Here is a 13,156-nt window from a genome sequence, read left to right as displayed (position 1 = left end):
ATATGTCGGTAATTACGCAGAACGCCATTCAGAACGCATTTGCCAATCGCATTGGCGGCAACACATTCGGGCTGGATACGAAGGTCTACAAATTCGAGAAGATTAAGCGGGCGAAAAATGAGGCAAAGGCGATGTATCCGGACCGCGAGCTGATCGATATGGGATTAGGCGAACCGGATTGGATGGCTGATCCGGCCGTCGTTCAAGTGCTGGCGCATGAGGCAGCGCAACGGGATAATCGATTTTATTCCGACAATGGGATGGCTGAATTCAAGCATGCGGCGGCGCATTATTTGAATGACGTATTCGGCATCGCTGGCATCAATGCGGACAGCGAGATTAACCATTGCATCGGCTCCAAATCGGCATTGTCCCAAATCCCGCTTATGTTCATCAACCCCGGAGACATTCTGTTAATGACGACACCCGGTTATCCCGTTATGGCTACCCATGCGCAATGGCTGGGCGGGGAGGTCGTCCATCTCCCATTAACGAAGGCGAATAGCTATTTGCCGGATCTGTCGGTGCTTTCGGCGGATGTGAGGAAGCGGGCAAAGCTGCTCTATATTAATTATCCGAACAATCCTACCGGCGCTACGGCGACACGGGAATTTTATGAGAGCGTGGTTGCCTTCTGCAAAGAGAACCAAATTATTGCCGTATCGGATGAAGCGTACGCGGCACTAACGTTTGATGGCGAGCCGCCCTTATCCTTCCTATCCATTCCAGGAGCGAAGGAGGTCGGGGTTTCGATTCATTCCTTGTCCAAATCGTTTAATATGACAGGCTGGCGGATCGGGTTTGTTGCAGGCAATGAGCTGATCGTCAAAGCATTCGCCCATGTGAAGGATAATTGCGATTCCGGCCAATTCATCCCGATTCAGAAAGCTGGCGTATACTGCTTGAACCATCCGGAACTGACCGTTCTAACAGGCGAGAAATATTCGCGGCGGCACGGCAAACTGGCCCAAGCGCTTAACCGGGCTGGCTTTAACGCCCAGAAGCCTAAGGCGGCGTTCTTCTTATATGTAGAGATTCCGAAGGGAATCGCAGGCGGCCCTGAATTTGACTCGGCTGAACAGTTCTCGGAGTATCTCATTCGGGAGCAGCTGATCTCGACGGTGCCATGGGATGAGGCAGGCGCGAATGTTCGGTTCTCCGTAACGTTTGTGGCCGATACCGAGGAGGAAGAAGACCGAATTATTCAAGAAATTGAAGGGCGATTAAGCAGCATTCCATTTATCTGGGAATAGAGGGGGGCTTTCGTGACAGCGAATATATTGCCTATATATGAACCTATTATTCATGGAAGAATGTATTACGCTTTTCCACTATGCCTCATCGATGCGAGTGACCGACATGCCCAGTCCTGGATCATGAGCCGGTTCGTCCAGCTTCAATCGCATACGCTGGCGCAAGTTGAGCAGACGGGAATCGCCGAGCTGAGGTTTGCGAACGCGGATCATCCGGCATGTTATACGGACGCTTTTGAAGTGGAACAGGTGTCCATGGACGGCATGACACAGAGTGATATTACGAGCTATATCCGTAAAGCGATCACGCTGCATCAATACGCCTATATCTATGTAGACAAATTTTATGTGGCAGACAATCCATTTTCCGCAAAGAAGCATGTCGTGCAGGAGTCGCTCATTTATGGAGATGAGGATGGCAAGTTTCATATTTTGGGCTTTAACCGAAACCGGAGGTTCGATAAGTCTGTCGTCTCCCATTCCGATATTGCCCATGGTTTTCTGAACTCGGCTACTTCGTCTATTTATTTCTTACGGCCGAAGGCGTTTCATCAATCTGCCTTTGATCTTATGGATAGCAGAGAGCAACTGAACCAATACCTGCTTTCCCAGAATGCCAACGTTGACTATGTGGGCGAGCCTCGCCATGAACGGGCATTCGGCCTGCAAGTGTACGCGAGCCTCCAGCAATCGATTCGCAATCTAGCAGATCGCAAGGAGCTGGCAGTACCGAATATCGCTTACCTCCACATCCTTGCCGAGCACAAGAAATTGATGCACAAGCGGCTGCAAGGCTTTCATGGGCACGGCGTTGCGCTGGCGTCGGAATCGATGCTGCAATATCAGGCGTACGAGAAGCAATTAATGAAATTGCGCAATGATCTAATTAAGTACGAAGCAAACCATAAGGTTGCCATTTTGCAACAGATCGATGATTCCCTCCGCATTATTGCACAATCCGAGAAGCAATGCTTAATGGGCTTCTTGGATTGCATACCATGCTGATCAAGAGTCGGGAGAACTAGCCTATGATTCATGTGGATGTGAAAAATGAAGTAGACATTCATGCCCATCACGGCAATTTGCGGCCTGTCGTTGGAACCAAGCACTATGAGGTTATCCATGCCGACCGCACAGCATTCGATATCGAGGGCGGGCCTGGCTGGACATTCCATAATGCGCCTACGATGGCTTTCTGGAACGGCAAATTTTATTTGCAATATATCGCCAACCCGGTAGGGGAGAACATCCCGCCGAGCCGGGCGATGCTTACTGAATCGGATAATGGCTGGAAGTGGAGCGCTCCGCGAATCGCGTTTCCGGCGTACCGCATTCATGGCCAAGAGCCGGAGCCAGGCAGCTCAGCAGGGGAAACGTATTCGGTTATGCATCACCGGATGGGGTTCTATCTCGCCCCTAACGGCAAATTCCTTACCCTCGGCTTCTATGGCATAAGCCCCGATCCTTCGGTTATGCCCAACAACGGGCAAGGGATCGGGCGGGTTGTGCGCGAGATTAGCCGGGAAGGCTCCTTAGGCCCGATCTATTTCATTCGCTACAACCGGCATGCGGGCTGGGATGAAACGAACACTCATTTTCCGCCATACACGCAATCGCCTGACCCGGCATTCGTTGAAGCATGTGGCAGCTGCTTGTCCGACCGTTTGGTAACGATGCAGTGGTGGGAGGAGGAGCAGCGCCCCGATGGCGATTATCCGGTTACGGGCTACAAAGCGATGTCCGCTTATCGTATCGATGACCAGTCGATTGTCGGTTTGTGGAAATGGGGGAAAAGCGCGATTAGCAAGGATAACGGCCAATCATGGAGCGCCGTGCAGGATATTCCTTCATTAAATACGGCGGGCAGCAAAATATGGGGCCAAAAGCTGTCGGACCAGACGTATGCGATGGTCTATAACCCTAACCCCATGAATGAGCATCGCTGGCCGCTCGCTATTCTTACGGGCAGCGACGGGCTGCATTATTCCAATATCGGGCTTATTCAAGGGGAAGTGCCCGTGCGCCGATATGCAGGCTACTATAAATTTTTTGGAATGAACTATGTGAAAGGGCTTGAGGTTGGAAGTGAGCTTCTAAGAAGCTTATGGCTCTCTTACAGCATGAATAAGGAGGATATATGGGTTTCCCGAATCCCGGTGCCCATCAGGTACGCCAATCCGGTTCCCGTACAGGATCGATTCGATGGGTATACCCATCAGTACAACCTATTGGATGATTGGAATCTCTATATCCCACACGGCACAGAAATCGCGATTGGCAAGGATCCGTCTGGCGAAGCTTATGCTTTGCACATTCACGATACTAATCAGTCTGATTGCGCCAAGGCGGAACGGTTTTTCCCGCCGAGCAGCCGTGCTGATATCCGCTTTTCCATCATGCCGGAATCGGCTGGCGGCCGCCCGTTATTTATACAAGTGGTGGACGGCAGGTCGAGCAGCTTGTTCAGCATTTGTTTAGCGGAAGATGGGGTTATCCAGCTGCGCCAAGGCGAAACCGCCGTTTCAATAGGCTGCTATGAGGCATTACAGTGGCATGATTTCAACGTACATATCGATCTAGCCTCTGCGAACGTATCCTTGTCCATTAATGGCGGTGAATGGCAGCAGCATGCCCTGGCCAACAAGCTTTCATCGATCGAGCGAATTGGGTTTCAAGCCGGGCAGCGGCTGGCGGCGCCTACGTTGTCTACTAGGCTGGACCTGCCAGACCTCGCGAGGCCAGCTATGGAAGCCCCAGCGTCCACTTACTATATTCGATATGTCATAACCGCGAACCATCTGCCGGTTAAGCATGATCTATAAACAACTAGCGTCGGATGCGTGGCGTATCCGATTGGATATCGAAGGCCCGCTCAAATGGGTGAATGCTTATTTGTTCAAGGGGAGAGACGGGTATTCGGTTATCGATCCCGGCTTGAACAGCCCTGTGAATAAGAAGCGTTGGGATGAAATGGTGAAGCTGTTGAAGATCAGTTACGCGGACATTGCGCATATTTACGTGACGCATCATCATTCCGACCATTACGGGTTGGCGGGATGGCTGCAGGAGCGGTCCCACGCCAAGGTATCGATGTCGAAAACCTGCCATATTGAAGCGGAATGGACCTATCAGAATGGGCGCAAGTACATCAACAACTGGTGTAAGAGGCTGGGAGGTGATGCGGATAGCCTATCTTTGCAAAATCAGGTTTGCGAGAAACACCCACGCGATGTCCACTATGTTCAGCATGAGGATATAGTCCAAGTAGGGGACCGGCGCATGCGCGCAATATTTACGCCTGGCCATACCCGTGGACATGTCAGTTTCTACGATGAACAAGGAGGATTGATCATCTGTGGGGACCAGGTCTTGCCCATTATGATGCCGAACATGACGTTCATCAATGGCATTGACCACAACCCAGTGTTGGAGCTGTTTCAGAGCATCGAGTTTCAAAAGCAATTGCCGATCAGGGCGGCATGGCCTGGCCACATGCATACGCTGCTTCATTTCACAGAGCGGTGCGATGAGGTATTGAACTATCATTTGGATAAGTTGGAAGCGGTAAGGCGGTTGTTGGGAAGCGGAACGCAATCTTCCTATTCGTTATGCACAAGGCTGTTCCCGTCGTATGCGGGCAAACCGAATCTATTCAAGCTGAAACTAGTCGAGACGTATGCCTATCTCCAGTACTTAGTAACCGAACGCGAAGCCTGCTGGCAATACGGGGACAATGTGATTCAATTCAGTGCTTCGTAAAATCAAATTAGAGCAATGGATGGTGTTAATAATGGATATCGTAAAAATTGACAAGTTTGACCAGTACTTAAACTGCCGGAAAAATCAGATTTTTAGTTACCTCGCTACGAAAAACCTGCCTGTCGACTTGCTGCTCTACAATGCTTATGAGAACTCGGACGACGTTTATCAAAATGTGTTCGAGAAACGGATTCACCGTTATCTGTATTTGGAAAAAACGTTGCCTGAAGCTGACCTGAACCTTCTGGGCGTGAGCACGTTCATGTACCCGACATCAAGTTTTGATATCGTAGACGAGCTGCTGCCGCGCCTCATCGACTCCCACCAAGTGGTCTTCCTGTATGGCGCAGCTTGGTATCTGGACTACAAACAGAATACGTACCATAAGATTGAAATCGTACACTCCATCCCGGCATTCGCCTATCAGGAGAAGCCTGAGGGCAGAACGTACACGATTTTTGACGATGTATTCGACGGCGTACAGCGCGGGCAAGAGTTTATGCACTATGACATCAGCCATAAAGTGATGAAGGAGTATATCGAGAATCAGGGAACAGAGGGCGGCGTAAACGTGCTGGCGAAGGACCGGATGACGATCTTCGATTTCAGCACGCTGAAGGAGAAGGAAGCGAAGGAAGCGTTCCAAGCCAAATATGCGAATTGGCTGGACAACTTTAACGACGATTTTGCCGTGTATTCGAAAATTCCCCAGTTGCTGCAAGATGAGAGCATCATCCAAAGCTTCGCGGATGCAGAAGCATTCCATGAGATCGTCTTCCACTTGTTGTCGACTTTAGTCGGTTCACGGAACCATTTCTTGCGGTTTATCCAATATACGAATCCGTCAAGTGAATTAATACCTGTTTTGCAAGAAACAGTAGCAGCAATCGAGGCGGTTCGTTTCGTGGCGAATAAGTTCCGGTTCAGCGGCAAGCTTGACGTGAAACGCATTACGGACAAAGCGAATGCAGCTAAGGCGAAAGAAACGGAATTTTTGGAGCTGCTTAACAAACATAAGTATGCTTCGGTGTTTGCTTAAACACGATCAATGCTCTTTTTATAACTAAAATGATTAAAAAAAACCCAGCCTGATCAGCAGCTTATGCTGTCAGGCTGGGGTTAAGCTTTACAATCCTTTCGCTGCCATGAAGGCAGTCAGGTCGACAACGCGGTTCGAGTAGCCCCATTCATTGTCGAACCAGGAAACGACTTTTACCATCGTGCCATCGATGACCATCGTCGATAGGGCGTCGATGACCGAGGACAATTCATTGCCGAGGTAGTCCTTCGAAACGAGCGGCAATTCGCTATAACCCAGAATGCCTTTCAGTGGGCCCTCTGCAGCTTCCTTCAATGCAGAGTTGATGTCGTCTACCGTTACTTCACGCGATACTTCGAAGCTGAAGTCAACCGCAGATACAACTGGTGTAGGAACCCGCATCGAGTAACCATGGATTTTGCCATTAAGCTCAGGCATTACAAGGCCCATTGCTTTAGCGGCGCCTGTAGTCGTAGGAATAATCGACAATGCGGCAGAGCGAGCGCGGCGCAAGTCGGAGTGAGGCGTATCGAGAGCCGGTTGATCGTTTGTATAGGAATGAATGGTAGTCATAAGGCCGTGTTTGATACCGAATTTCTCGTGAATAACCTTTACAAGTGGAGCCAAGCAGTTGGTCGTGCAGGAAGCGTTGGAAACGACATCATGTGCAGCTGGATTGTACTTGTCTTCATTAACGCCAAGCACAAGCGTGATGTCTTCGTTCTTAGAAGGGGCAGAGATGATGACCTTCTTCGCACCGCCGCTTGTGATATGGGCTTCAGCCGTTTTCTTATCATTGAAACGTCCAGTCGATTCAATAACTAATTCAACCCCGTACTTCGACCAAGGAAGGTTAGCGGGCTCGCGCTCAGCGAACACCTTGACTTCCTTCCCGTTTACATAGAGGTTGCCGTCTCTTGCTTCAACGTCGGCATCAAATTCACCTTGGATGGAGTCATATTTGAGCAAATGGGCTAGCGTTTCAGCGTTCGTCAAATCGTTTACACCTACGATCTCAACATCGTCACGGTTAAAAGCAGCACGGAACACGTTACGGCCAATACGTCCAAATCCATTGATTCCAACTTTTGTAGTCATTTTAATTACCTCCAATTTTGGTTTGAATGACAGACATCAGCGACTTTAGCGACATCAGCAGTTAAAGCGAAGTGAGCTCATCTCTCCATACGGGACGATAAAAGTCCCACAGGGTCAATTATCGTCCAATCGATTACGTAATCATGATAGCATCTAATTTAAGCTTGCGCAACCAGATATTAGACTATTTTTAGAAAAATATTTAACAACGTTATTCGACATTTTTTTCTATATAAAATAAACAATTGAAAATCGAATTTTGTGTGGTATCATGGGGTTACGTTTTGTATCAAAATGCCGATAAAAGGAGAAAATGCGTATGAATCGTAGATAAAGTGAATATTTTGAAGGAAAAAAATGGTGTTACTAGAGGAATAGGCTCGAATTTATAGATTGTGATGAACATATTTCTATTTCTTGAGTATACGATAAAAAATACAAAAAACAATAAATTTACAATTATTTTATTGGAAATAGTGATTAAAGTAATTTTATTGAAATTCGAATAAATTACGGGTGAACCTGAGGAGGAAGTTGATGAATAAGCAAACGCAAGCACGTGAACCGATCGCAATCATTGGCATGGGATGCCGTTTTCCTGGTGGAGCAAACGATCCACAGCAATATTGGGAGATGCTCAGGGCAGGTGTTGATGCCATAACGGAAGTGCCGAGCGGTCGATGGAGCATTTCGTCCTTCTATGACCCTGCCCGTTCCAAGCCAGGGAAAACAGCTGCGAAGTGGGGAGGGTTTATTGACAAGGTTGATGAGTTTGATGCGCGGTTTTTCGGAATCTCGCCCCGTGAAGCTTCGATGATGGATCCGCAGCAACGGCTGCTTCTCGAAACATGCTGGGAGGCGCTGGAAGCTGGCGGGCAGATCGTGAGCCAGATGGCGGGCTCGAAGACGGGCGTGTTCATGGGCGGGTTTACGCTGGACTATCAATTGCTGCAGTTTTCCGAGAGCAACCGCCATCTGGTCGATTCCCATTCGGCTACTGGCACGATGATGACGCTGCTTGCCAATCGAATCTCTTATGCATTCGACTTCCGTGGCCCGAGCATGGCGCTTGATACGGCTTGCTCTTCCTCCCTGGTGGCGGTGCATATGGCGTGCCAGAGCATTTGGTCTGGGGAAAGTACGGTTGCATTAGCTGGCGGAGTGAACGTCATGCTAAAGCCGGATTACTTTGTCGCCTTATCGAAGCCGGGCATGCTCTCTCCTGATGGCCGATCCAAGACGTTTGATTCGAGTGCAAACGGCTATGTCCGGGGAGAAGGGGCGGGCGTTGTCGTGCTAAAGCCGTTATCACAAGCATTAGCAGACGGCGATCCGATTCATGCGTTAATTCGTGGAACGGCAGTTAACCAAGACGGCAGCAGTGCAGGCATTACGGTGCCGCGAGGCGAAGCGCAGGAGGCATTAATGCGTGAAGCTTACGAACGTGCTGGCGTGGACCCAAGCGAAGTGCAATATGTCGAAGCACATGGCACGGGGACTGCTGTTGGCGATCCGATCGAAGCGGCTGCGATTGGCCATGTGATCTCATCGGGCTCTCGCCCGGATGGCCAGCCCTGCTATATCGGCTCCGTGAAGACGAACATCGGCCATTTGGAAGCCGCAGCAGGCATTGCTGGGTTAATCAAGACAGTTATGAGCTTGAAGCATAAAGAAATTCCTCCGCATCTCCATCTGAAACAGCTGAACCCCCAAATTAAGTTGCAAGAGCTTAAGCTTCGAATTCCGGAAGAGGTAACGAAATGGCCCCAAACCAATGGACAAGCCATTGCCAGCGTCAATTCCTTCGGATTTGGCGGAACGAACGCACACGTTGTATTGGAGGAAGCGCCCGAACGTGCGACGGAAGGGGTGAAGCAGGAGGATGGGGAACAACCAGCCTATCTAATCCCGCTATCGGCCCGCAGCGAACAAGCGCTGGCTGGCTACGCAAATCAGCTAAGATCGGCCATTGCCTCCCAGCCGGAGCAGCGATCTTCATATTTGCACAATATGGCGTACACCGCGAGTCGCCGCCGCGACCAGCATAGCCATCGTCTCGCCGTTGTCGTACGAACGAAGCAAGAGCTAGTGGAGGCACTGGACGCTTTTGCTGCGAATGAATCGCGCCCGGGCATGGCCCATGGCCATACGGTTAACAGCGCCAAGCAAAGTGGCGAGCATTCTGAATCCAGGCTGGCGTTTGTATTCACAGGAATGGGACCGCAATGGTGGGCGATGGGCCAGCAATTATACGGGGAAGAGCCTGTGTTCCAGAAGGCGTTGGACGAAATTAATGCATTATTAACGCCATATACGGGATGGTCGCTGCTAGAGGAAATGATGGGGAGTGAATCCTCATCGCGAATGGGCGATACGGAGGTAGCCCAGACTGCGAACTTTGCTTTGCAAGTCGGGCTAGCTGAGTTATGGCGTTCATGGGGCATAACGCCCGATGCAATCGTTGGCCACAGCGCAGGTGAAGTAGCTGCTGCCTATATCGCGGGAGCGATGAGCCTGAAGGAAGCGGTGCGCGTTATTTACCATCGCAGCCACTTGCAGCAGAAGACGACGGGGCAAGGCAAATTAGTGGCGGTGGGGCTTCCATTGGAAGAGGCCAAACAACTGCTCGAAGGTTATGAAGACCGCGTCTCAATTGCAGCGATTAACAGCCCTAATGCGGTTACTTTGGTTGGGGACCCGGAGGCGCTGGAGACAATCGTTCAGCCGCTGCAAGCCAATGACGTGTTCTATAAATATTTGCGCGTGAATGTTCCTTATCACAGCCACTACATGGAGCCGATAAAGTCAGAATTGTTTGACAAACTCGCAGGCCTGGAGCTTCAGCGAACGGTGCTTCCGCTCTATTCGACCGTAACAGGAGCATTAATAGAAGGAAACCAACTGAATGAAGCCTATTGGTGGAAAAATGTTCGCGAACCCGTCTATTTTGCAGCCGCTGCACAAGAGCTGCTGAAGGAAGGCTATAACGTTTTCGTCGAAATCGGCCCCCATGCTGTGCTTTCGAGCTCGATAACCGAGTGTGCAGCCCAACACGGCAAGGAAGCGACAGCCGTTACTTCCCTGCGGCGCGGGGAGCCAGAACGCGGAACGATTCTTGCAGCGCTAGGAAGTTTATATGTGCTTGGCTATCGAATCGATTGGGCAAATGTGTACCCGAGCGGCACACACGCCAAACTGCCGGCTTACGCATGGCAGCGTGAGCGGTACTGGCTGGAATCGGAGCATTCGGAGATGGACCGAGTCGGCATCGAGAAGCATCCTTTACTGGGGAAACAGCTTCCTGCCCCTTATCCGACATGGGAGAAAACTATCGATGCCGATGTTCTATCCGCGCTGAGCAAAGCCTACTTGCAGTGCCAGAATACGCTTCCTGCTGCTGGCTATATTGAATTGGCAGTGGCTGCGGTACGTTCGCTCGCCAATGACCCCTCCTTGGTTGTACAAATCGAGCATGTCCAATTCCACCAACCGCTCTTCCTAGTTGATGTAGACGCGGTGAAGCTCAGACTGATGATTGATCCTACTGATGCGACGTTCAGCGTCTATAGCGCATCGACTCCGTCGTATGCGGAATGGATGCTTCTCACAACCGGCAATATTCGCACTTCGATTCAATCGAACGAGAAAATTGTCAACATGCCTGCTTTATTGAACCAATCAATCTTGTTTAACCTGCAGCATGCACGCTCGACTTCCCTCATTAAGGAGATGAGAAGAAGCTGCAACGAAGCGCTAGCCTTCTTCGAAATCCCTCCGGCCGTCATGGAGGAGATCGATGCGCTGGAAGTGCATCCAGCTGTGCTGGATTCCAGTTTCCATGTGCTCAGTGAAGCGTTGACCTGCACGAAGTTGGCCAACGGGGAGCATAAGCAATCCCGGTACTTGCCGCGCGATATCGAGCGGCTCACCATTTATCAGCCGATGGAAGAAAACATGTGGGTGCACGCCAAGGTGGAGGAGCAGAACGCGAAGTCGATCAAAGGCGATATCCAGCTCCTAGGGGAGCATGGGCAGCTTATTTTGGAAATTCAGGGCTGCCACGCCGTGTTATTGGAACAAGAAGAGGGGGAATCGATCGGGGAACAACAATTTTATGCCACCCAGTGGATGCAGCAGGACCGCCAGCTGGCACGGGAAGCGGCAATGGCGAATCAAGCCGAAGGCGATGGGAATTGGATCATCTTCATGGATGGCCAAGGTGTAGGGGAATCGTTAATTGGCCAATTGCATGAGCGCGGTGAACGATGCTTTGCGGTATCCGTGAGCCAATCGGCTTCCGTGGAGAAGGACGGTGATGCGTATGCGATTGACCCGAACCAGCCGGCGCATTTTGAACAGCTGTTTAACGAGCTATTCGGGCCGGGCAAAGCGTCCTGCCGCGGCATTGTCCATCTGTGGAATCTCGATGCGGACCAGGCCGTCACGCCCCAGTCCCTAATCGCAGCAGAAGCGTTGACGGTGAATACGGCATTGCATATTGTACAAGCAGTTCAAAAATGGGCTTGGCACCAAAAACCGCAGCTCTGGCTCGTAACAAGGCAAGCGCAGCCGGTGGATGCCCTCACATCGCTGAACGTTTCCCAGTCCACCATATGGGGGTTTGCACGATCGCTCGGCCATCAAGAGCACGGCGACATTTGGGGTGGGATAATCGACCTTGATGGACAGCCGTCCAAGGCAGATGCTTCGCTCTTATTAGATGAGATTTGGCATGCGGATGAAGATGACCAAATCGCCATTCGCAAGGGAGTACGATATGTCGCACGGCTCCTTCCGGTAGAGAAGCGCCCGAATCCGATTCCGCTTGTCTTCCGTTCGAATGCGAGCTATGTCATTACCGGTGGAATGGGCGATCTGGGCCAGCTCGTCGCAAGGTGGATGATTCAGCAAGGCGCAAGGCGGCTGATTCTGATCGGGCGTACCGCCCTGCCGCCAAGAAGCGCCTGGCATGAGGTTGATAAGGCCAGTGCACAAGGGCGACGAATTGAGGCGGTGCAGCAGCTGGAACGCCTTGGTGCCAGCGTGCATGTGGCAAGCCTGGATATCGCGGAACAATCCGAGCTGCATCACTTCCTCGAGCAATTCGAGCGTGAAGGCTGGCCTGCGATTCGCGGCGTCATTCATGCGGCGGGCGTATTGCAATCCAAGTTGGTAACCCAAATGAGCGCTGATGATTTTCATACGGTGCTTCGCCCTAAAGTGCTTGGCGCTTGGAATCTGCATCAATACTTTATGGGCAAGGAGCTGGATTTCTTCACGATGTTCTCTTCGATTGCCTCGGTCGTTGTGTCTGCAGGCCAAGGCAGTTATGCGGCCGCTAATTCCTTCTTGGATGCGCTAGCGCATCATCGCCGTGCTGAGCGTTTGCCTGCTTATAGCATTAACTGGGGCCCTTGGGAGGAGCTCGGGATGGGGACGGTCGAGATGGCCGAGTATATGAAGAAACGCGGATTCGTTCCGATTCAACCGGATCAAGGGCTGGATATGCTAGAGCGGGTTTTGGGCCAAGATATCGCTCAAGTGATGGTCGTTGCCGCCGACTGGCCTACCGTGCAAGAAAGAAACTATCCAATGGGCATTTCGCCAGTGTTGATCAAGGGCTTGTTAACAGAGAAAACGGATGGTTCGCCAGCGCTTGATGCGCCTTCGGACTTTAATGGCCCGATTTCAAGCCTGCTTATGAATGAACCAGAGCCTGCCAAACGCCTAAGCTTGCTTCTGGGCTATGTGCAAAACATGTCCGCTAAGGTGCTGCGCCTAAGCAGCCAGCAGCTGCAACATGATCAATCGTTGATTGATTATGGGCTGGATTCCATGATGGCGATCGAGCTGAAAAGCCAAATGGAAAAAGATTTGAGCGTCAATATTTCGGTTGCCGATTTGCTTCGAGGTTCGACGGTGTTCAAGCTGGCTGAAAAAATCGTTCAGCAATTGGATCCAAGCGCCGTAGAGCAATCGCAAACGTTAATTACACGATGAAAGGACC

General features: G+C 50.9%; 7 protein-coding genes. 6 read left to right on the top strand and 1 reads right to left on the bottom strand.

Features of this window, described 5'->3' with window-relative positions; translation table 11 throughout:
* Nucleotides 1-2 precede the first annotated feature (2 nt).
* Genes GON22_RS12800 through GON22_RS12780 form a run of 5 tightly spaced genes read left to right on the top strand, consistent with a single transcriptional unit; the run spans nt 3 to nt 6,051 of the window.
* Nucleotides 3-1,253, top strand: a complete 1,251-nt coding sequence (locus tag GON22_RS12800; protein WP_160396492.1) for an LL-diaminopimelate aminotransferase — start codon at nt 3-5, stop codon at nt 1,251-1,253.
* 12 nt (nt 1,254-1,265) lie between these two features.
* The gene (locus GON22_RS12795; protein WP_160396491.1) at nt 1,266-2,258 is read left to right on the top strand and encodes a hypothetical protein; all 993 of its coding nucleotides are present in this window, start codon (nt 1,266-1,268) and stop codon (nt 2,256-2,258) included.
* Nucleotides 2,259-2,281: 23 nt separating this feature from the next.
* A complete protein-coding gene (locus tag GON22_RS12790; protein ID WP_160396490.1) occupies nt 2,282-4,075 on the top strand; it encodes a hypothetical protein in 1,794 nt (597 codons plus the stop codon).
* Nucleotides 4,065-5,012 (top strand): MBL fold metallo-hydrolase, encoded by a 948-nt coding sequence (locus tag GON22_RS12785; RefSeq protein ID WP_160396489.1) that lies wholly within the window; start codon nt 4,065-4,067, stop codon nt 5,010-5,012. The genes GON22_RS12790 and GON22_RS12785 overlap by 11 nt, the downstream gene beginning before the upstream one ends.
* A 31-nt stretch (nt 5,013-5,043) precedes the next feature.
* Complete coding sequence (locus GON22_RS12780) at nt 5,044-6,051, top strand: hypothetical protein (protein WP_160396488.1); 1,008 nt, start codon at nt 5,044-5,046, stop codon at nt 6,049-6,051.
* A gap of 87 nt (nt 6,052-6,138) precedes the next feature.
* Here GON22_RS12780 and gap read toward each other — a convergent pair whose 3' ends face one another.
* Complete coding sequence (gene gap / locus GON22_RS12775) at nt 6,139-7,149, bottom strand: type I glyceraldehyde-3-phosphate dehydrogenase (protein WP_160396487.1); 1,011 nt, start codon at nt 7,147-7,149, stop codon at nt 6,139-6,141.
* A 537-nt stretch (nt 7,150-7,686) separates the two neighbouring features.
* Between gap and GON22_RS12770 the strand changes: the two genes are divergently transcribed.
* A complete protein-coding gene (locus GON22_RS12770; RefSeq protein ID WP_160396486.1) occupies nt 7,687-13,149 on the top strand; it encodes a type I polyketide synthase in 5,463 nt (1,820 codons plus the stop codon).
* Nucleotides 13,150-13,156 lie beyond the last annotated feature (7 nt).

Origin of the sequence: Paenibacillus sp. MMS18-CY102 (assembly GCF_009789195.1) — a bacterium.
In the GTDB taxonomy this organism is placed as follows: domain Bacteria; phylum Bacillota; class Bacilli; order Paenibacillales; family Paenibacillaceae; genus Paenibacillus_T.
The sequence above is the reverse complement of the archived record's forward strand: the minus strand, read 5'-3'. Positions and strand labels throughout refer to the sequence as shown.

Excerpts from the sequence above, each read along its gene's own strand:
- GON22_RS12770 (WP_160396486.1), top strand. The coding sequence starts at position 7,687 with ATGAATAAGCAAACGCAAGCACGTGAACCGATCGCAATCATTGGCATG.
- GON22_RS12780 (WP_160396488.1), top strand. The coding sequence starts at position 5,044 with ATGGATATCGTAAAAATTGACAAGTTTGACCAGTACTTAAACTGCCGG.
- gap (WP_160396487.1), bottom strand. The coding sequence starts at position 7,149 with ATGACTACAAAAGTTGGAATCAATGGATTTGGACGTATTGGCCGTAAC.
- GON22_RS12785 (WP_160396489.1), top strand. The coding sequence starts at position 4,065 with ATGATCTATAAACAACTAGCGTCGGATGCGTGGCGTATCCGATTGGAT.
- GON22_RS12790 (WP_160396490.1), top strand. The coding sequence starts at position 2,282 with ATGATTCATGTGGATGTGAAAAATGAAGTAGACATTCATGCCCATCAC.
- GON22_RS12800 (WP_160396492.1), top strand. The coding sequence starts at position 3 with ATGTCGGTAATTACGCAGAACGCCATTCAGAACGCATTTGCCAATCGC.